This window comes from Dapis purpurea BLCC-M126, assembly GCF_050015975.1.
Taxonomy (GTDB): domain Bacteria; phylum Cyanobacteriota; class Cyanobacteriia; order Cyanobacteriales; family Microcoleaceae; genus Trichodesmium.
The window spans coordinates 1-22,270 of record NZ_JBNHER010000110.1 but is presented as its reverse complement, the minus strand read 5'-3'; the positions used below and the strand labels follow the sequence as shown (position 1 = coordinate 22,270).

General features: G+C 35.5%; 16 protein-coding genes. 9 read left to right on the top strand and 7 right to left on the bottom strand.

Annotation, left to right across the window (positions count from 1 at the left end):
• Positions 1–257: 257 nt before the first annotated feature.
• Together ACP6PL_RS10200 and ACP6PL_RS10195 are read right to left on the bottom strand one after the other, a co-directional pair.
• Entirely contained in the window at positions 258–2,726 is a 2,469-nt protein-coding gene (locus ACP6PL_RS10200; RefSeq protein ID WP_426545144.1) for a GUN4 domain-containing protein, read from the bottom strand.
• A gap of 454 nt (positions 2,727–3,180) precedes the next feature.
• Positions 3,181–4,365, bottom strand: coding sequence for an NAD(P)H-quinone oxidoreductase subunit H (locus tag ACP6PL_RS10195; RefSeq protein WP_426545143.1), 1,185 nt, complete (start codon positions 4,363–4,365; stop codon positions 3,181–3,183).
• 355 nt (positions 4,366–4,720) lie between these two features.
• On the opposite strand from ACP6PL_RS10195, the gene rsmH reads away from it, so the two are divergent.
• The 7 genes from rsmH to ACP6PL_RS10160 all read left to right on the top strand — a co-directional run bounded on the left by rsmH (position 4,721) and on the right by ACP6PL_RS10160 (position 13,927).
• Positions 4,721–5,572 (top strand): 16S rRNA (cytosine(1402)-N(4))-methyltransferase RsmH, encoded by an 852-nt coding sequence (rsmH, locus tag ACP6PL_RS10190; protein ID WP_426545155.1) that lies wholly within the window; start codon positions 4,721–4,723, stop codon positions 5,570–5,572.
• 349 nt (positions 5,573–5,921) lie between these two features.
• A complete protein-coding gene (locus tag ACP6PL_RS10185) occupies positions 5,922–7,586 on the top strand; it encodes a SpoIIE family protein phosphatase (protein WP_426545142.1) in 1,665 nt (554 codons plus the stop codon).
• Between the two features lie 4 nt (positions 7,587–7,590).
• Positions 7,591–8,016 (top strand): ATP-binding protein, encoded by a 426-nt coding sequence (locus tag ACP6PL_RS10180; RefSeq protein ID WP_293092348.1) that lies wholly within the window; start codon positions 7,591–7,593, stop codon positions 8,014–8,016.
• 850 nt (positions 8,017–8,866) lie between these two features.
• Entirely contained in the window at positions 8,867–9,265 is a 399-nt protein-coding gene (locus tag ACP6PL_RS10175; protein ID WP_426545141.1) for a hypothetical protein, read from the top strand.
• 297 nt (positions 9,266–9,562) lie between these two features.
• Positions 9,563–10,489: a tRNA epoxyqueuosine(34) reductase QueG gene (queG, locus tag ACP6PL_RS10170; RefSeq protein ID WP_426545140.1), complete on the top strand. Its 927-nt coding sequence runs from the start codon at positions 9,563–9,565 to the stop codon at positions 10,487–10,489.
• 1,148 nt (positions 10,490–11,637) lie between these two features.
• Positions 11,638–12,267 carry an HAD-IA family hydrolase gene (locus ACP6PL_RS10165; protein ID WP_426545139.1) on the top strand — a complete coding sequence of 210 codons (630 nt, stop codon included), beginning with the start codon at positions 11,638–11,640 and terminating at the stop codon, positions 12,265–12,267.
• 841 nt (positions 12,268–13,108) lie between these two features.
• On the top strand, positions 13,109–13,927 hold the full coding sequence (locus ACP6PL_RS10160; protein WP_426545138.1) for an inositol monophosphatase family protein: 819 nt from the start codon (positions 13,109–13,111) through the stop codon (positions 13,925–13,927).
• Between the two features lie 167 nt (positions 13,928–14,094).
• Here the strand turns inward: ACP6PL_RS10160 and ACP6PL_RS10155 are convergent, their stop codons facing one another.
• From ACP6PL_RS10155 to acpP, 5 genes are all read right to left on the bottom strand, one after another.
• A complete protein-coding gene (locus ACP6PL_RS10155) occupies positions 14,095–14,319 on the bottom strand; it encodes a hypothetical protein (protein WP_426545137.1) in 225 nt (74 codons plus the stop codon).
• A 437-nt stretch (positions 14,320–14,756) separates the two neighbouring features.
• Positions 14,757–15,224, bottom strand: a complete 468-nt coding sequence (locus ACP6PL_RS10150; protein WP_426545136.1) for a hypothetical protein — start codon at positions 15,222–15,224, stop codon at positions 14,757–14,759.
• 236 nt (positions 15,225–15,460) lie between these two features.
• Positions 15,461–17,479, bottom strand: a complete 2,019-nt coding sequence (tkt, locus tag ACP6PL_RS10145) for a transketolase (RefSeq protein WP_426545135.1) — start codon at positions 17,477–17,479, stop codon at positions 15,461–15,463.
• 985 nt (positions 17,480–18,464) lie between these two features.
• A complete protein-coding gene (fabF, locus tag ACP6PL_RS10140; RefSeq protein WP_426545134.1) occupies positions 18,465–19,718 on the bottom strand; it encodes a beta-ketoacyl-ACP synthase II in 1,254 nt (417 codons plus the stop codon).
• A gap of 61 nt (positions 19,719–19,779) precedes the next feature.
• Positions 19,780–20,031, bottom strand: coding sequence for an acyl carrier protein (gene acpP / locus ACP6PL_RS10135; RefSeq protein WP_426545132.1), 252 nt, complete (start codon positions 20,029–20,031; stop codon positions 19,780–19,782).
• 479 nt (positions 20,032–20,510) lie between these two features.
• Here acpP and ACP6PL_RS10130 point away from each other — a divergent pair, with 479 nt between their 5' ends.
• Positions 20,511–21,416, top strand: coding sequence for a CoB--CoM heterodisulfide reductase iron-sulfur subunit B family protein (locus ACP6PL_RS10130; protein WP_426545130.1), 906 nt, complete (start codon positions 20,511–20,513; stop codon positions 21,414–21,416).
• Positions 21,417–21,841: 425 nt separating this feature from the next.
• The gene (psaC, locus tag ACP6PL_RS10125) at positions 21,842–22,087 is read left to right on the top strand and encodes a photosystem I iron-sulfur center protein PsaC (RefSeq protein ID WP_006616272.1); all 246 of its coding nucleotides are present in this window, start codon (positions 21,842–21,844) and stop codon (positions 22,085–22,087) included.
• Positions 22,088–22,270 lie beyond the last annotated feature (183 nt).

Here is a 22,270-nt window from a genome sequence, read left to right as displayed (position 1 = left end):
GTAAAAAAACAATACTCTACTTAGGATTTGCTGAAAAAAACAGAATTTGTAAAGTGTGAATATATATAATATTTTCTGCTCAAAATGCTAATTTTTTACAGCTAGTAAAACTGAAAATTTAGCTCTTTTTAAAATCTCGAAAAAGGCTAAAATATTTATATGTAAAAGTTTGATGTTTAATCAGCAGAGCAATAATTATTCTTATGTTTATTTATCCCTCACTCTCCTACTCCCCTACTCCTCTACTACCCCACTCTCTACTCTATTATTTCACGGAAAACTTCTAAGTATTTTTCATAAACCTCAATCTTGAAGCAAACAATAATCACCTTTTCAATAGATTGACTTTCTAATAAAATTTTCATCACTTCAGTTATAGCTATTCTTGCTGCTACTTCCACCGGAAAATGTAAAGCACCAGTAGCAATAGTAGGGAAGGCAATTGTTTTAATGGCATATTTTTCTGCTAAAGCTAAACTATTTTGATAACATTTCATCAATGTATTCTTATCTCCTAAATTTCCACCTTGCCATCTAGCTGCAACTGTGTGAATAATCCACTTAGCAGATAAATTATAACCACTGGTAATTTTCGCTTCTCCATATTCACAAGTAATCAATTTTCGACAAGCTTCTTTAAGTTCTATTCCAGCCATTTTATGAATAGAATTAGATACCATTGAACCAGCAGAAAGATCGCGGTCTGTAGAATTCACAAGAGCATCAACTTCCTGTCGAGCAATATCACCTTGGATAATTTTAATTCTATTTTTTATTGAATTTTTATTGACCTGCTCAAGATGGAATTTTTCTGAATGAAGTAGGCAATTATTAATACGATTAAAAAAAGTTTCTCGCCAGACTCCTACTCCAAAATTTTCCACCTTAAATTTCACACACCATGAAACAGGTAAATGACCAATAGGTGCATTTAAACTAAAATCTAGTTCGCTATAATATTTTGCCTGACCTTGTACTTCCCATCCCACAACATCGCTAAAATTTTGCCAAATCATTTTGTAATATTTACGATTTTTGCCGAACCTCTTCTCAATATTTTTTACTACATCAAAATATATAGATTTTTGGACGCTAAAACCAAAACTTCCTTGAGAATAATCTACCCAAAGTTGATTAATTTTCTCTAGCTCTGAACATGGAAAACTTTCCATATCTAAAATAGTCAACTTTTCATCTTGATTTTTACCTGCTACTTTCAACATTAAAGCAACAGTCTCCTTATCTGCTTCTTGCCATTTTCCTTCAGCTAAAAAATTTCTCAGAGGAGAGTAGTCTATTTCTTTTTTGCCAGTAATATTAGGAGAAATATTTTTCGGTTCCTCAAGTCCGCAAGTTTCTATCCGAGATAAAAAAGCAAAACCAAAATCTACCATTCCTCGCCCTACTCCACAGGGCAAATGTCCGACTGGTGCATGAATATTAAAATTCAAATCAAACCAAGATAACGAGTTTTCATTTACTCGCCATCCTACCTGTTCAACAAACCTCATATAAATATTCTGGTCAGCATCAGGTTTACCGCCAATACTCTGCCAAATTCCTTTTTGAACGCTGAAACCAAACCTACCATTACTATATTTAATCCAAAGTCGATCGATAATACTTAACTCTGTGCAGGGAAATTTTTTTATTTCTGCTTTTGTTCCCCATTGTCTGGTTTCTCGACCTAAAATTTTCAGCATTATTTCTCTGGTTTCTGCATCTGCTTCTTGCCATTTTTGGGAAGCAAGAAAATTTTCTAGTTGCCTATAATCAATTTGTGTTTCCTTTAAAGAGTTAACCAAACTTTCAGATAGGAAATAATCTTGGGAAATTATTGTATTCTCAAGATTTTCAGTCAATAAAATCTTATTTTTAACTTTCGACTTCTGACTTTTAACCTCTGTAAAAGATGATAACCATTCCACCACTGACTGGGGACGCTCTTCCGGATGAAATGCCATACCTTTAAGAATGGTTTCTTGAAAGTCAAGACTAATTTTCAGATTAAATTGTTGTGGTGGATTAAGAGCTATTCTTGCTGCTCGTGCGGGTGCCGGAATGGGAACTTCAGAAGTTACTAAATAATAAAGAGTTGCTGCTAAAGAATAAACATCAGTAAATTCTCCTCGCTTTGCCTTTTCTGCATATTGTTCGATGGGAGAAAAGCCATTTGAACCTGCTATAGTCTGAGTCAAAGTAACGTCTGGAATAAATTCACGGGCAATGCCAAAATCAATCAAAACTGCTTGGGGGTTATTGTTAATATTACGGACAATAATATTCTGGGGTTTAACATCCCGATGTAATAAACCTTTGGCATGAATTACTGTTAAAGCTTCTCCTATTTGCTGAATGTAAATTAATGCCTCACTTTCTGATAATTTCCCTTTTCGTCGGACTAATTTTTCTAAGTTTTCTCCTGCTACATATTCCATGACAATGCAGGGATGTTTTTCTTCAGTAAAAACATTTTTTATCTGCACAATATTTGGATGTTGACAAAGAGCAAGTCGCAAAGCTTCATCTCGAAAGTCTTGCTGATATTTTTCTAGGAAATTTGTGAGATTTTTGTCTTTAAATATCTCGTCTTTCAGAGTTTTAATAACTACTAGCTCGCCTTTGTTGGTTTTAGCAATATAAGTGATACTATAGCCACCTTTGCCTAATTCTTTTTGAATAATGTAGCGATTTCCGTAAAGTTTTTTTCCTGGTAGCCATGCCATAATTTTTAAGGAAGTCAGAAGTTGTTTTTGTAAAGGGAATTTTCAGTAACCCTCCCAAAAACATTATTTCTGACTATTGCGTATAGAGCAATAATAAATTCATTCTCTGAAGCATCCAACCAGAGGTGATGAGTGGTGAAATTTTCCTGACTATTGCGTATAGAGCAATAATAAATTCATTCTCTGAAGCATCCAACCAGAGGTGATGAGTGGTGAAATTTTCCTGACTATTGCGTATAGAGCAATAATAAATTTATTTCCTGAAGTATCCCGCCAGAGGGTAGGATTCAGATCATATCAAAAGTCATAAGGTATCGATCTATAGACCAATGTACTTTCCTTCTTTCTTCTTCCTTCTTCAAAAAAAACAAAAAAGCCAAAAGCAGAAAATGAATAAATCTTTCTAACTTTTAGCTTTTTATAACATTTTCTTACTTTTAACTTTTGACTTTACTTATCTATCTACAGACCCCATAATAATGTCAATGCTACCCAAAATAGCCACAAGATCCGCCACTTTTGCACCTTGCAAAATATGAGGAAAAACCTGTAAATTCACAAAATCAGCAGCCCGAATTTTAAAGCGCCAAGGGAACATATTATCATCACCAATAATATAGATACCAATCTCTCCCTTACCACTTTCAATCCGAACATAATGTTCACCTTTAGGAATCTTAAAAGTGGGAGGTATTTTCTTACCTAAAAATTGGTAATCAAAATCATTCCACTTAGACTTAGGCCCCTCAGCCATCCGTTTTGCTTCCAGATTTTCGTAAGGTCCACCAGGAAGTCCTTTAATAGCTTGACGAATAATCTTGACTGACTCTCGCATTTCTCGAATGCGCACCAAATATCTTGCCAAACAATCTCCATCTTTCTCCCAGTGAACATCCCAATCAAAATCGTCGTAACATTCATAGTGGTCAACCTTCCGTAAGTCCCACTTGACTCCAGAAGCTCGTAACATAGGACCAGAAAGCCCCCAGTTAATCGCTTCTTCCCGACTAATCACACCCAACCCCATGATCCGGCGACGGAAAATAGGGTTATTAGTAATCAGACGTTCATACTCATCAACCTTCGGCAAGAAATAATCACAAAAATCCTCACACTTATCTACCCAACCGTAAGGCAAATCAGCAGCTACCCCACCAATACGGAAATAATTATTATTTACCATTCGATAACCCGTTGCAGCTTCCCATAAGTCATAAATCATTTCCCGTTCCCGGAAGATGTAGAAGAAAGGAGTTTGCGCACCCACATCGGCCAAGAATGGCCCAAGCCATAACAAGTGATTTGCGATTCGGTTTAGTTCCAGCATTATTACCCGGATATAACTGGCCCTTTTGGGAACTTCAATATCCGCTAATTGCTCCGGGGCATTAACTGTTACGGCCTCGTTAAACATTCCCGCAGCATAATCCCAACGACTAACATAGGGGACAAACATTGTATTAGTGCGGCTCTCAGCAATCTTCTCCATGCCCCTATGTAAGTAACCAATCACAGGTTCACAGTCAACTACATCCTCTCCATCTAATGTGACAATCAACCTTAACACCCCGTGCATTGAGGGATGATGAGGCCCCATGTTAATGACCATGGGTTCGGTTCTAGTTTGAATTTGGCTCATATTGAATATTCTCCTATGATTGCTGTTTATGCCGAATTATTTGGCCTTAGTTTTTTGAGGCTAGAGGCTAAATGTTATTGTTGATATATTAAGGCGTTAAAATACCCTCGATTCTTTAGTCAGCCTATAGCATGATAAATCACGTTATGTTTTAAGGCTGTCAACAGACTTCTAGACTCCTTGGTTAGAAACCCATATCAAAACTTTGAAGCTCTACATTTTTCCCATACTTTCAAATCTGTTTTTAGGTTTTGTGACGTAGACTTAAACAATTATAGATAGACCAAGTGAGTGGAACCAGATAGAATTAATAAAATACTAAACTTTTGACTTTTGACTTTTGACTTTTGACTTAATGAACCATGTACCAGTTTTAAGTAATGAGTTAATTACGGGTTTGGCTATCTCTCCAGGGGGTATCTACTTAGATGCAACATTGGGATTCGGTGGCCATACTCAGTTAATTTTAGCTTCAGCCCTAGACGTTAAAGTAGTAGCTATTGACCAAGATGAACAAGCGATCGCCTATTGTCAAACCTCATTAGTCGATTACAGCTCTAATATCCAATTTTGGCATGGTAATTTTGCTGATTATCAACCGAAAAATATCGAGTTTGATGGTATAATTGCAGACTTAGGTATAAGTTCTGTACAGTTGGATACCCCAGAACGTGGCTTTAGTTTCCGGTATGGAGCTAAATTAGATATGCGCATGAACCAGCAACAAACTATAACAGCAGCCGAAATAGTTAATCATTGGGAAGAAGCCAAGTTAGCAAATATTTTTTATACTTATGGGGAAGAACGTCTATCTAGACGTATTGCTAGAAGAATAGTAGAACGTCGTCCTTTTGAAACCACAACCGAGTTGGCAGAAGCGATCGCCCATTCTGTACCAAGGAAATACCGTTATGGTAGGATACATCCAGCTACTCGTGTTTTTCAAGCTCTCAGAATAGAAGTAAATCAGGAACTTTCTAGCCTAGAAACTTTCCTGAAGAATGCTCCTAGCTGGCTAAAAAATAGGGGTAGAATTGGAATTATTAGCTTTCATAGTCTAGAAGACCGTTTGGTCAAACATGGTTTGAGAGACTCACCCGTTTTACAGGTGTTGACAAAAAAACCCATCCAGCCTCAAGATAATGAAATATCAATGAATCCACGGGCACGTTCTGCTAAACTAAGATTGGCAGAAAAGTTCAGCTAGTTCTATATCAGGGAATTTGCACAAAATATACATAGAAAAACTGAATTGCTAAATCGTACTTTATATTGTGGATTATCAAGATTATTTCCAACACAGAAAAGGATGGAAATAGTCAATCATATCAATCAAAACTAAATTGATTAAAGATTACAACTTTATGTGAAGTCATAAATGTACTCAATATTTAATTCTTTACATAAGACTAATGACCATAAAAATTGATGCCGAAATTTCTCAAAGTTTACAGCTATTATATTTTGGTAAAACAAAAATATTTTCTTATAAGATACTCTAACGACCAAAATGACAGTGTGAGAACTAAAAAAATTTCTGGGAGCCAGATTATAGCATGAGTCGGGGAGATAGGAAACTGAAATTGATGGTAGTCGATGACGAACCAGACAACCTAGATTTGTTGTACAGGACGTTTCGGCGGGACTTTAAAGTATATAAAACAGATAGCGCCTTTAGTGCAATGGACGTTTTAGATGCTGAAGGAGAAATGGCAATAATTATCTCTGACCAAAGAATGCCAGAAATGAATGGTACAGAGTTTTTAGGCAAGACCCTAGAAAGATTTCCAGATACAGTTCGGATTCTACTTACAGGCTATACAGATGTAGAGGATTTAGTAGAGGCAATTAACTCAGGTAAAGTATTTAAGTATATTACAAAACCCTGGAATCCAGAAGAACTAAAAGTAGTAGTTCAACAAGCTTCAGAAACTTACAAAGTAGTGAAGCAACGCACTAATGCTTTGACTCTTGCTCTGCGACGAGAGTCTATTTTGAATGAGGTTATGAGTGCAATTAGAGAATCATTGGATTACTCTAGTATGTTATCGACAATAGTTGAGACAGTGGGCCGGACTTTTGCGGCAACAGAAGCTAGATTATGGCCAGCAGCAGGCGATCGCCTCATGTCTGAGTTTTTTTCTTATCAACACTCTGAAAATCCTCAAAACAACTTTCCAATTACTGAAGAATTATTATTGGAGGTATTAGATAATCGCCAAACTTACTTTGAAGAAGGTTCAGAAAAAAGTAGTTGTAAATTAATATTCCCTCTGATTTACCAGCAAGATTTACTAGCAGTTTTAGCTCTTAATCAAGAAAATAGTAATAACTTCTGGTCTACTGAAGATGTCAATCTTATAGAAAGTGTACTAGAGCAAGGAGCCTTAGCATTATCCCAAGCTCAACTCTATCAAAAGACTAGGGAACTTGCTGAACAAATGCGTAATGAGCTAGAAGTAGCTCGTCAGATACAAAGCAACTTATTACGTCAAAGTTGGCCAGACTTTGAAACAGTGAAGATACAAGGTTGTTGCTATCCAGCTAGAGAAGTAGGAGGTGATTTCTTTGAAGTTTATACTCACTCTCAAGGAGAAATCTGGTTAGCATTAGGAGATGTTTCTGGTAAGGGAGTACCTGCTGCCTTATTTATGGCTAGTGCTATTTCTGTAATGAGGCGAGAACTTTCTCAAGAAAATCCCCCAGATCCCTACGAAGTAATGCAAAATCTCAACAGTAGTCTTTCAGATGATTTAATTAGTAATAATTGCTTCATTACAATGGTCTTGGCTCGCTATACACCAGAAACTGGATTATTAGCTTATGCTAATGCTGGCCATATATATCCTTTGGTTTGGTCTAAAACGGCACTGGTAGCTGCTGGAAACAAAGGTTCCGAGGAAGTAAAACCAAATTTCCTCAAAGACCGTGGTATTCCCCTAGGAATATTACCAATATGGAAAGGCAAAGCAGGTTCTATAGACTTAGACTCAGGAGATGTATTCCTACTCACAAGTGATGGCATCACTGAAGCTACAGTGGTTCAAGAATCTAATGATGGTGGAGAACCAATTCGTGTAATGCTGCAACAAGAAGGTTTATGGAAACTCCTACAGGAGCATAAAGACCAACTAGACCTAAATACCTTATTGGCTTATATCCGAGCCGATAATCAAGTTCAGGAAGATGATCAAACTATACTATCTCTGGAGGTTCTGTGAATTTATGAAAACTGAGCTTCAGGTGCCAAGCAACCTCAATTTTTTAACTATTGTCGAACATTGGTTATTAAGCAGTTTAGAAGTAGAGCTAGGAGAACATATTGATTGGCCTCGTCAATCCAACCGTTTACGCTTGGTGCTGGCGGAAGCTTATTCCAACGTGATTCGTCATGCTCATAAAGATCAACCTCATCTGCCAGTGCTAATACGCTTAGAAATTAAAGATCGTGACATTGCTTTAGAAATTTGGGACTATGGTCAAGGCTATCATACAGGGAATTATAATCCTCCAACACCAGAAGCTAAACAGGAAAGTGGTTATGGATGGTTAATTATGAATAGATTAATGGATCGTGTAGACTATAGTTTGCAAATAGATGGTAGAAACTGTCTCAAGTTGGAAGCGAGTATACCAGAAAAAGTACAATAAGGCACTTGGCGAATGATAATTGATTGAATTTTAAGAAGATAAGGATATTGCTAATGGACTTGCCACCTTGCCTCCTGATTTATAACTGTAAGGGTTGTTTCAGCAAACCTCTACTCACCATAGATACCTTTACTGTTTAATAGAGTTATAAGTTTGACATCTTCCCGACGTTGGGCAATTGCGACAACGCGGGATTTATAGGCTTAATAATTGAATAGTTATAGATAACGAGGAATTATATAATGTCCGCTGGTATCGTTTGTGTAAACCCAAGTGTGAATATTTACAGGAAATTTAAGTTTTTTCAGGCTTTTAAGCCTTCTCTTCCAGATAACTAAAACTTTCTTCCTTCTTCCTTACCCTTACCTTACAATACCGATGTTACCAGACATGAAATTAGAGATGATTAGCGTTTGCGGAGCATGAAAAACTGAAATTCCTTGTAAAGGATTTAGTAGTGAGAAGGATGGAAAAAAAAGCGTATCAGAATAAACTGAAGGAGAAAGTTTTTTGGTCGCGAAGCGGAACGGAGTTCTATCGCGCTCTTATCCGAATATATTATTACTAATAATAACAGTAAAAGTAATTGAAATACTTTACATAAGTGTACTTCTGACTAAACACATAATATAATGGTATTTAAGCTATTTATTATGCATTATGACTTAACCTCTTCCCCCTCAAAATAGCCTAACTATTTGGAAACAACAAAATAGACTTTTATATAATTAACGCCCATAATTTTGTAGTAGTTAATAATTTTTGTTAAGTTAAGTTGCAACTCTAGGATACTCTACTACAAAATAAAAATAAGTTTTTTTTTAATCAAAAGATATTTTAGGTTAATTATATGAATAAGTTTTTTCCTTTAACACCTCGCTACCGTCTCAAAGATGATGAGTCTCCTTGGTTAAAAGGAATTGATCCTAATCGCCATTATTGGATTCACATTAATGGAGAAAAAACACTCACAGCTATGATTCCTGGTTTAATAGTGTCTTCTATTGATGAGTTTAAACAAAATATCCAAAAATTTCAAGCCTTAGAATCAGGGGCACATATCAAAATAGAGAGATCTTTAAAAAGCTGCTATATTTGCTGTATTAGTCAAAACTGTTATGCTGTTGAATGTTATTTTAATGGCTTATTAGTATGCCATATATTTGATAAAGAAACTTTAGAGACTTTGTTAATGACAAGCCATCCTAACTGGAAATGCCCTCCTAAAGATGTGGAACTGGGACAATGAATATTAGATAGTTATTTACAAGTATTTTCAACAGATTCAAATTAACATAATTGATCAATAAATTTTTTAAGAGACTAATTTTATTGGTATACTTGGGTTTTATAAGTTAAATTTTAGCAGAGAATAAATTTCACAAGAGCTAGGTTAATAAATTCAGATATAAATTCAACTTAGATTCTATTAATAAGTTGTAAGTTGCACACAAAAAAGACTGCTATTGTTAATATATTTATTCTCTGGATATTCTTTCTATAAGATCAATGCTGAAGAAAATTGTGTTTAAAACAAATTAGATAAATGAAATCCCCTATTAATAGTAGTCAAATCAAACAAAAAGCTTTAGAATTAGGCTTTAATAAGGTTGGGATAGCTTCAGCAAATGAAATTGGCTCAGAAATAAATAGATTGCAAAGGTGGTTAAATAAGGGTTATCAGGCAGATTTAGAATGGATAACTAATCCCAAACGTCAAGATTTGAAGCGAGTTATGCCAGAGGTAAAATCTGTTATTTGTGTGGCACTGAACTATTATACCCCACATCAACACTCTGAAAATAGTAAGATTGGCAAAATTTCTCGCTATGGGTGGGGTAGAGATTATCACAAAGTGGTGCATAAAAAGTTAAAAGCTCTGGCCAACTGGCTGAAAGAGCAAGAAAACGAAATTTTAACCCGCTATTATGTAGATACTGGCCCAGTCATGGAAAAAGCATTGGCAGAAAGAGCTGGATTGGGTTGGATCGCGAAAAATAGTAATTTGATTACTAGAGAATATGGTTCATGGGTATTTTTGGGGGAAGTGCTGACAAACTTAGAATTGACAAGCGATCGCCCCCATACTGAACATTGTGGTAGTTGTACTCGTTGTCTCGAAGCTTGTCCGACTAATGCAATTGTAGAACCTTTTGTTGTTGATGCTAATCTTTGTATCGCTTATCATACAATTGAAAATAGAAATCCAAAACTGCCAGAAAATATTAAATCAAATTTAAAAGGGTGGGTTGCAGGTTGTGATATTTGTCAAGATGTTTGTCCTTGGAATCAAAGATTTGCTCAAGAGACAAATATTGATGAGTTTCAACCCTACCCTGATAATTTAGCACCTGAATTAACAGAACTAGCAAAGATATCAAAAGAAGATTGGAATAGGCAATTCCCCGCTTCTGCATTGCGACGTATTAAACCAGAAATGCTCCAACGAAATGCTCGTGCTAATCTTGAATAAGCGTGAGAATTAAAAATTATCGATTCCCCTGCATAATAATTGTGAGAATATATATTTTTTTCCCCCACTTCCTATACCATTACTATGCACCATAATCAAATTATCTGCACCCATATATTTATTGATTTATACTATTAGAAAAAAATAGGAATTAACGATACTAATTTAATAAAATATTGCAGAGTGCGAGTGATACTATTTATCTATAACAATGCACTTAATAATTTTTACCCAGACCTGAATTTTATTGATAGCTATTATCTTTAATCTTAACTGTAAGTTGATGGAAAAATGGTATTATACCAGGGCTGATCAATGTTTATTACAAATAGCTAGGGGATTTTTTGGCACAACTACTTATGAGGCGATCGCCACCCTTTCAACTTCATCTAAAAACTAAAGCGCAATAGTTGAATTAATTATCAATCAAGATAAAATTATACAATTTATGATGTTGCTGAATAAAAGTATTATTCTAGAGTAGTTAGGAGTAAGGAGTTAGAAAGGAACTTTTTCCGCATCTTAAAAGAGGGCAAATCAGACCGATTTCCCCTTAAATAATTTAGGAATTTAATACCTAAAATCAGCAACACTACATTATAATTCGGCGTTGTTGAATAAATGTATGATATTCAGGAGTCAAGAGTCAGAAGGTAGAAAAGAGTTGTTTTTCCTCAACAATGGTGGTTTATAGATATAATTTGTAGTTAATGTAGTTAATTAATAACTATTCAATATCTGACAGATATGACTTTCATACCTAAAATCAGCAACACTAATAATTCTTACCCGGAGCAGAGTTTTACTAACACCTATTATCTTTATATTAAGTGCAAGTTAATGGAGAAAAAGTATGAGTAGACAGTGGGTAGTAGAGAAATAAAAATATATGAAAAAAGATTTTAATTGTACAATATCTGCGAAATATAAAGTGTTGGGCTGTTGTCAGAAAAAATGGATTAAGAGATAACTGCCGATCCATTAATTTGTTATTATATCATGTTTGTTGGCATCATTTGTGTAAATCCTTGGGAAATATGTACCCAAGTTTTAATTTTTTTCTCCTTCCTTACCTGTATTTCATAATAGTTATGTTATTGAACTTGATATGATAGAATAAAATACCAATTAGCAGTTATTATTTAATAATGATAAAAGTAGTTATTTTTGATTTTGATGGTACATTAGCAGATACTTTCGATCTAATTTTTGCTATAACAAATCGTCTATCAGTTGAATTTGGATATAAACAAACCAAGAAAGAAGAAATCCCAGAAATTGAAAAATTAAGTCCACTAGAATTGATTAATCAATCAGGAATATCTCTTTTTAAAGTACCTTTTTTGCTGAGAAAAATCAGAACAGAGTTTCAAAAAGAAATTAATAATGTGAGGTTATTTAGTGGTATTAAAGAGGCTGTATTAGAACTCAGATATCAAGGTTATAAAATAGGGATAATTACTTCTAATGCTCAAGAAAATGTAGAATATGTTTTACAAAAAAATGATTTATTAATGTTTGATTTTATCGCTTCAGGAACAACACTTTTTGGCAAGCATAGAGTCATCAAAAAATATTTAAAATCAGAGAAGATTCAAACGGAAGAAATGGTTTATATTGGAGATGAAACTAGAGATATTCATGCTGCAAAGAAAGCTAAAATCAAAGTAATAGCTGTGACTTGGGGATTTAATTCTAGAGAAGCATTATCTGAATTTCAGCCAGATGCTTTGGTTGAACAACCGCAAGAATTAATTGAAGTAATTAATAACTTTTGAAGTAAGCATAATATGGATGAACAGATGATTTAGTTTAGTTACATTAATAAATTATTTCCAATCCAGTCGAGCAAAGATAATTATCATTTTCACCAAATACTACATATTAGTTATGGAAAAATTCTTTGATCAAATAGCAAAAATTTTCCTAATTATGTAAACCATGAAAAAAATTTTATTAATAAAATATAGTTGTACAATAGAAAAAAAATATTCTACCATCAGCCAAACTGTTTGTAGAAATATTTTTTAGAACTGGTATAAGCTGAATCATTAAGGTTAAAGTAAAAGTAAATGTTGGTTTTTGTTCAAAAAGCAATATAGTAATCCGAGCATTGGTTGTGAAAATTTTTATAGCAGTTAAAATTAACTGAAAAGCTTTGAAATTCTGATTCCTGTATGGGCTATTCACTTTTGCGGAAGATGACAAACGGAAATCGCCCCTACTATTCCTAACTACCACAAAAATATTACAACTTAAATAAGATTGCTATATTTTTGCTAGTACAAATTTTTCCCACTTCTTCTCAGTTGAATACTTATAAATAATAAATCATGGTAATAGAGAAAACTCGATGTTTAACTAGAAGAGTAGAAACTTTCCAGAACGTCCCTACAAGAATATTTTATTTATAACTAGATCATGCAAACATAATATAAGTATCCCCTAGCGTTATAAAATATTGAGAGTTAACCTCCAGATATTATGACTGACTCATAGTCTGAAAAATCTAAAAGTTCAAGATTTATAATTAAAGTAATTATTGAGGTTTACTGCTAGGTTGATTAATAATTTTATCAACAGATTTTCTCCAAAAAATAAGCGGGATAAAAAAACAAAATGACAGACTTCTGGAACCAAGTTTTAAAATTTGCAGAAACAACTACCTTTAGAGTAGGAAATCAACTATTAAAAGACTTCGGGAATGTCAAGGCAGACGAAAAAGCTGATGGTAGTTTAGTTACTAAATCCGATAAATGGGCAGATAGGGAAATTAGAGAAGCGATCGCCTCTACTTTTCCTACTCACGGAATATTAACAGAAGAAAGTCAACAGATATTTCCTAGTAATGAATGGTGTTGGATTATCGATCCTTTAGATGCGACAACAAACTTTGCTAAAGGTATGCCAATTTGGGGAACTTGTATGGGATTATTGTATCAAGGTACTCCTATATTTGGTTATGTAAATTTACCACCATTACGTCAATCTTATTATGGTTTTTATTATCAGGAAAATCAAACCTATTTAACTAATCCACCTATCACTAGAGCATTTTTAAATAATCAACAAATGCAGCCAATTCAAGACAGAATTAGTAGTAATCACTTATTTAATCTTTGCTCTAGAAGTACAAAAATTTTACCCCAACTGCCAACAAAAATTAGAATGATAGGAATGGCAAGTTATAACTTTTTACTTGTAGCTTCTGGTGCTTCTATTGGTGGGATTGAAGCTACACCGAGAATTTGGGATATTGCTGCATCTTGGGTTATCGCAAAAGCGGCAGGAGCAATTTGGTTACCATTAGGATCGGGAGATATTTTTCCTTTAAAAATAGGGAAAGATTATTTGAGTCATCCCTTTCCTACTTTGGTTGTGGGAAATCAAGAATTAGTTCCTTATTTTTTGCCTATAGTTGAACCTTTAAGGATATAATGTAAACAGTAAAATTCTATTATATTTTTAATTTCATAATAGGTAATGCAACTGATAAATAGATATTCTTCCAAAAATTTAACCTGCTTAAATTTATCAGTTGCTATTTTATTCTGTTTCAAAATTGCAGTAACTAAATTTGTCTCTAGTAGATAACTCACCTTATTTTATCTCCCTTCTACCACTGCATTAAACATTTCTATTTGCTCTGGAGTAAAATCATCAAATATTTTCGAGAATAGTTCTATTGACATTACGCCTCTAACTTTCTTTGTCAGTCGTTCATCATCTAGAGATATTACCATTTGAGGTAACACTCGATCTAATAATGTAGAAAAACTCTGAATGAGTTGATTTTTATCTAACTCTTGATAAAGACTATCGTTTTCCATTACTCGGTCAATTATTGCTGAAATTATTTTAATTGCTGTATTTTTTTCTACAGAAGCTTGAGTGATAATCTCCTCCTAATTATTACAGGTAAATTTAAAAGGCTCTCTATTTCTAGATAACCTCTTGAATTATAACTTATATTTTGATATAGCTGGCAGTCACGTTAATAAAAAACTAACCTATTTATGCTTTAGCCCTAGTTGTTACATCAACATCCAATAGCATTTTTTATGATTAATTTAAGTTCTAATGAAATTGGTAATTTATCAATTTTTCTAGAGAGATTTGATAAAGGTTTCCCATTGGATTTCCTCTGTAAATAAACTCCTTTCAACACAGCTTCTAATCCATACTTTGTCAGTGAATCTGATGCAAGGTTGATACATAAACGTTATAAAAATCTACTCCATAAAAATCTTTCATGCTTTCTCTCTTGCTAAGAGATTTGACATTGGTCAACCTTTAGCATACTAGGTTGAAATGTATTATTAAGAGTTGGATCGTGATCTATTATATTTTTGTATATTTCTGGTTGTTCAAATAACAATGCTAACTGATTGGCTGTCCATATACTATCCTCTAGTAATTTGTATTCATTAGATGTATATGATGGGATGTATTCACAGATAGAATAATCTTTTCTGTATTTTGTCGCCATTCTAGAATAGAATATTTTTATTATTTTGCGGAAGAGTTCAGGCTTGAATGTTTTTGGTTTAGAAAAACCTTCAGAAGAATCAATACCCACAAAATATTTGCCTATCTTAGATCTACGCCCTAATTTCCCTAATTCTATTAGAGGTTTTTCCTGGGATCTGAGTTGACGTATTAGTTGGGGTTGACTTTTACCATCTAAAAACAAAACACCAGGATGCAATTCTTGAGGTCTCTTCTTCTTTGCCATACTCTAATACTTTTGACAGATAAGTTAAAAAGGTTCCCTATTTCTAGAGAACCTTTTTAATAATAGTTGATATTTTGATATAGCTAATAGGCAGATATAGCATTACGCACTAAAATTAAGGTATAAAACTTTAAAGCTATTATCTGTAAAGTTTTAACTCTAGCTGTTTGCAGAGTATCACCTAGGAAAAGCTGACTGCTGAGTGCTAAATGCTGAATGCTTATCCACTATCAAAACTAACCCAATACTTCTCTAGCTTTAGCAACAATGTTATCAACAGTAAAGCCAAACTTCTCCAGTACAACACCACCAGGAGCAGAAGCACCAAAAGTATCAACACTCAAAGTCGCGCCTTCATCAGTCACATAACGATGCCAACCAAAACTAACACCAGCTTCCACTGCCAAACGCTTCTTAACAGATGCAGGGAACACAGACTCCTTATAAGCTGCATCTTGCTCTTCAAATAATTCCCAACATGGCATAGAAACTACCCGCACTTTCTTACCTTCAGTACGGAGTTTTTCTGCAGCATCAACACATTGGTAAGTTTCACCACCAGTACCAATTAAGATAATATCTGGAGTACCATCGCCATCACTAATAATATAAGCACCTTTAGCAACTCCATCAATGGAACTACCAGCTAAATTAGGTAAACCTTGACGAGATAATGCTAACAAAGTAGGTTGAGGATGACTTGCTTTAGCTTTTTCTACTGCTACCTTATATGCACCAGAAGTTTCATTACCATCCGCAGGACGCATCACAAGTAATTGTGGAATCAAACGTAAAGATGCAATATGCTCAACTGGTTGGTGAGTCGGTCCGTCTTCACCTAAAGCAATAGAGTCGTGAGTCATTACCCAAATAACACCAGCTTCAGCTAAAGCAGATAAACGGATGGAGTTCCGCATATAGTCGGTGAACACCAAGAATGTCGCACCATAAGGAATTAAACCGGAACCATGAAGAGCAATACCGTTACAAATAGCTCCCATACCATGTTCCCGCACACCAAAACGCATATTCCGGTTTTGGTATTGACCTTTTTGGAAATCTCCTAAACCTTTCATTAAAGTCTTGTTAGAAGGTGCCAAGTCAGCAGAACCACCAATTAATTCTGGTAAAACTCCAGCTATAGCATTGAGTGTTGCACCAGACTGGTTACGAGTAGCATCCTTCTTGCTTTCAGGAGTATATTTAGGTAGTGCATCCGCCCAACCTTCAGGTAATTTACCACTTACCATTCTTTCCAAAGTAGCTGCATCTTCAGGATACTTAGACTTATACTCAGAGAATAACTTATCCCATTCTTCCTGATATTTAGCACCCCGATCGACTGCCTTGCGGAAATGACTGAGAGCATCCGCAGGAACTTCAAATTCTGGATATTCCCAACCAAGATTTTTACGAGTAGCTGCTACTTCATCAGGGCCTAGTGCTGCACCGTGAACATCGTGAGTATCAGCTTTGTTAGGAGAACCATAACCAATAAGAGTAGTAACTTTGATCATGGAAGGTTTGTCAGTAACCGCTTTCGCTTTTTCAATAGCATCAGCGATCGCATCTAAACCAGTATTACCATCAGTAACGTGCTGAACATGCCAACCATAAGCTTCAAAGCGCTTACTTACATCTTCAGTAAAGGAAATGTCTGTATGACCATCAATAGAAATATGGTTATCATCATAGAAAGCAATTAACTTACCTAACCCCCAATGTCCAGCTAGAGAAGCAGCTTCACCAGAAATACCTTCCATGTTACAACCATCACCCATAATCACATAAGTGTAATGGTCAATCAAATTACAATCTGGCTTATTGAACGTAGCAGCTAAATGGGCCTCTGCTGCTGCTAATCCTACAGCATTAGCAATACCTTGTCCTAGTGGGCCTGTAGTAACTTCGATACCTTCAGTAATATGATTTTCTGGGTGGCCAGGAGTTTTGGAGTCCCACTGACGGAATTGTTTAATTTCCTCCATAGGTACGCTGTCAAAACCTGTCAGGTGCATAAGAGCGTACAGTAACATACAGCCGTGGCCTGCTGAGAGAACGAAGCGATCGCGATTTAACCACTTAGGATTTTTGGGGTTAAAGCGCATGAACTTATCCCAGAGGACGAAGGCCATTGGTGCAGCACCCATTGGTAATCCTGGATGGCCAGAGTTAGCTTTCTGGACTGCATCAATTGCTAAGAAGCGAATTGAGTTAATACAAAGTTCTTCGAGTGATTGAGTTGCAACAGCCATAGTTATCGTTTCTATATACTTAATAGATGTGAATGCCAGAGCCTATAAACCAGATATATTTCTACAGTAATATTTGTCTGGAATTTTTCTCAGGCCATATACATTACAAATCATCTCACTTGTGGGGAACTCTAGGCAAGAGAAGTAGTCAAGTTAAAAATTTTCCGGCCATCTGAAGTTAAGCTGATCAAACTAAGTTTCTGGTCACAAAAAAAGATTTATACCATAATAAATCTTCTTAATTTTTGCAAACTGACTGAATTAAAAGTATATAATTATAAATATTTTCTAATAAAAAAAACTAGCTCTAGAGTTTTCTAGAATATTTAATATTATTTATAAATTTTTATCAAATATTAATTGATTTAATTTCTTAGTCTGTTAATTTAGTAGCAAATTTTGCTTTTTTATTAAATTATGCTGAACATTAACAGAGATTAGATAAAGTATTGAAATAGATTAATGTTCACAAAACTCAAAACAAGATAGTTTTGGGAATTAATATTCATTACTATCTAAGTTTTATAGCTCAACCTTTAATTTTTGAATCTGGAAACCACCTCACAAAAATAAAAAAAGGGCTGACAAAGCCCTCTCTATAAATACCTATCGTTAAGATTTCAGTCATATACTCCCATACTAACCTTGCAATATACTCTGGGCTTCTCGATTCGCAGTCCCGCTGTTGCATCGGACCCCACGAAGCTTTAGTAAAGGGATAACCCACCACCCTATGTTTTATACTTTTGGGTGCCTTTGTTGCCGACATGAAAGGGGTGAGGATGAATCCTAGGTGATTGTGCTTAGTACAAACCGTACCAATATACCAGCACCAAGGGCAACAACCAAGGATATGTAAAAAATCACCTCGGTTAGATAGTTGTTTGCTTGTGGAGGCTAAGTCAGACCAAAATACTTTCCAGTCTTGAGGAATTGGCCTCTAAATCAGGATGCCAACAGCAAACATCGTTTGCTGTTGGCTATTTTATATGTATTTTTTAAATGCTAGGGTTACATTATGGCCTCCAAATCCAAATGAGTTGGATAAGGCTGCTTCTACTTTTCTGTCGATACTTGTGTGGGGGACATAATTTAGGTCACATTCTGGATCGGGATGATCCAAATTAATAGTTGGTGGAATTTTGTTATGGGCGATCGCCATTACCGTCGCCACAGCTTCAATACCCCCAGAACCTCCTAACAAATGACCAGTCATTGACTTAGTTGAACTAATTGCTACCTTATAAGCACTTTCACCTAGTGCCTTTTTAATCGCTTTTGTTTCTGTTGGGTCATTTGCTGGTGTACTGGTACCATGGGCATTTATATAACTAATATCTTCTGGAGTTAAGCTAGCATCTTTCATTGCCAACTGCATAGCTCTAGTTGCCCCTTCTCCCCCAGGCACTGGGGAAGTCATGTGATAAGCATCACAGGTCATGCCATAACCCACTATTTCAGCATATATTCTAGCCCCTCTACTGAGGGCACATTCTAAATCTTCCAGAATTAGAATACCTCCTCCTTCACCCATAACAAAGCCATCGCGATCCTTGTCAAAAGGGCGACTTGCATGAGCTGGGTCATCATTACGAGTAGTAGATAAAGCCTTGGCAGAAGCAAAACCTGCTAATCCTAGAGGGGTAACTGCTGATTCTGTCCCGCCACAAATCATTGCTTGAGCAAATCCTCTTTGGATAAGACGGAAAGCGTCTCCTATTGCATTAGATCCAGAAGCACAGGCAGTCACGGCACAAGAATTTGGTCCTTTAGCCCCAGTATAAATTGCTGTTAGACCTGCAGCCATATTACCAATCATCATCGGAATCATAAAGGGGCTACATCTAGAAGGGCCACGACTCAAATAAATCTCTTGCTGATCCTCTAAGACTTTCAGGCCACCTACTCCAGTGCCAATCATTACCCCCACCTGTTCTGCGTTTAGGTCGTTGATTTCAAGCTTGGCATCAGTAACGGCTTGTTTACTAGCTGCAATTGCAAACTGAGCAAAGCGATCTGTATGTTTTGCCTGTTTGCGTTCTATATAGTCGTGAGGATCAAACCCTTTTACCTCTCCAGCAATACGACATTTGTGTTTAGAAGGATCGAATCGGGTTATTGGGCCTATACCACTTTTACCTTTCAATAACCCATCCCAATAATCAGATAGAGTGTTGCCAATTGGTGTTATTGCACCCATTCCTGTGACAACTACCCGTTTAAGTTCAAAATTTGTCATAATTTTTTTTTCCTAAAATTCCACACCCATAAGGCAGAAACTTAAGGTTTTGGGGACGATATTATGCTTTTGCTGTTGTTTGTTCGTTAATATAATCTACAGCTGCTTGAACAGTCGCAATTTTCTCTGCTTCCTCATCTGGAATCTCAACTTCAAATTCTTCTTCTAATGCCATAACTAATTCTACGGTATCTAAAGAATCAGCTCCTAAATCATTGGCAAAATTAGATTCTGGTTTCACATCTTCCATAGGTTTTTCTAGTTGCTGACTAACTATTTTCTGTACTTTTGTAAAAATTTCTTCATTACTCATCGAATTTTCTCCTTACTTTTAATTTGGATACTAGGTTTCTAAATATTATCCGAAACTAGGTTCGAGCTAACCACTAAAATTATGTCAATTGAATATTTTTTTTGACATACTCTTCAGCCTAAAGACATGGAGAACTACCGAGTATTAACTCTGCAGTGGATTGACGCTTCATTGGATACTGCTAACAGAGGGTTAGTCTGAAGATATTGCTCCAGGTCTTTTTTTTTGGCTGGTGAACGATCTCCCCATTAAAACTCCCCCACAGAAGGGCGAGACTTCAATCCTGTTTTTTCGATCAATTTCTTTAAGTTTTCACAAATATCACAAGCTTATTACTGTTGTCAAAGTATTTTCTTATTTGATTTGCTAACTACTTATAGAAATGACAAACTTATATTATAAACAGTGATAAAATTAATATCACAAATTATAAGTCATGTTTATATAATATTGTTTCTATACCTACATTAGTTAATCTCATGCTTTCTCAAACATTGAAATATGCTTACTTTCCTGGTTGTGTGGCTCAAGGTGCTTGCCGAGAGCTTTATCAGTCTACCCAAGTTCTTACCCAAGTCCTGGGAATAGAGCTAATAGAACTGAAAAAAGCTGCTTGTTGTGGGTCTGGTACTTTTAAAGAAGACTCTCAACTGCTAGAAGATACGGTTAATGCCCGTAACATAGCTTTAGCAGAAGAACTAAACTTGCCATTACTAACCCACTGTAGCACTTGTCAAGGGGTGATTGGTCATGTCGATGAGCGTCTTAAAGAATCCCAAGAAACTGAGCCAGCTTACTTAGAACAAATTAATGGCCTCTTACAAAAACAAAGTTGTTCTCCTTATCAAGGTAGTACAGAGGTTAAACATCTACTTTGGGCATTAGTGGCAGATTATGGTCTCGAAGAAATCCAAAATCGTGTCACCCATAAGCTCTCTGACCTCAAATGTGCTGCCTTCTATGGTTGCTATTTACTCAGAGGTCAAACTAATTTGCTTTATGATGACCCCTATCAACCAGAATCTATGGAAAATGTGTTTCGAGCTATTGGGGCTATTCCTATTTATTATCGAGGTCGGACTCAATGTTGTGGTTGGCCTCTTTCTAGTTATGCCACTAATCAGGCTTTTCAAATGGCTGGAACTCATGTTAGTGAAGCTATTGACAAGGGTGCAGATTGTATGGTTACTCCTTGTCCTCTGTGTCACTTAAATTTAGATTCCCGTCAACCAGAGGTAGAAAAAGTGATTGGACGTAAGTTGGGTTTACCAGTGTTGCACTTACCCCAATTAATAGCTTTAGCTTTAGGCATTTCTCCAAAGGAACTGGGATTAGATCGTCATATAGTCTCAACTCGTCCACTCTTAGAAAAGTTGGGACTTTGAATTCTTGTGAAGAAGGAGTCAGGAGACAGAAGACAGGAGTCAGAATAGATTGGCAATCTAACATATTCAAGCCAATTACTACTGTAGGATGGGAGAAATAACTGACCAGTTACAAAATCCTAAAAAGCTTACTAACCAAGACCTTTGACTTTTAACTTCCACCTTTGGGGGAGTTGACTCTTAACTTCTGCGTAGCAGTAATAGCCTCTAATTAAGGTATATAAAGGGGATTAAATGGTTAATAGGTAAATTTCCCAATTTAATACTGTGGGTAATTATTGAGATATTTTAAGTTTTTCAACAATGTTTATCACTGATGAGAAGCAGTAAGGTAAACTAAATCGGAGTATTCGCTTCTAAAACTTGCTGTCCCATCTGCCTTTGAGCAGGTACGGCAAAATCAATTTGTTGGGAGAATTTAATTTATGTCTCATTCAGTAAAAATTTATGATACTTGCATCGGTTGTACTCAGTGTGTCCGTGCTTGTCCATTAGATGTTCTAGAAATGGTACCTTGGGATGGTTGTAAAGCAGGTCAAATTGCTTCATCCCCTCGTACTGAAGATTGTATTGGTTGCAAGCGTTGTGAAACTGCTTGCCCTACTGACTTTTTGAGTGTCCGGGTTTATCTGGGTGCTGAAACTACTCGCAGTATGGGTCTTGCTTACTAATACTAACTTCCCTCTATTGGTTTTTGCTTTGAGATTTAATAGAGGGTGGGAAAATTTTAGATATAACAACTAAAAATTTTATAGAGGGAATTAATAATTTTCCCTCTATTTTTTAGTGTCTACAATTATTACCGAATAATTAATAATTATTAATTAAATAATTCAGGTTTAAAGCCTCCTCTT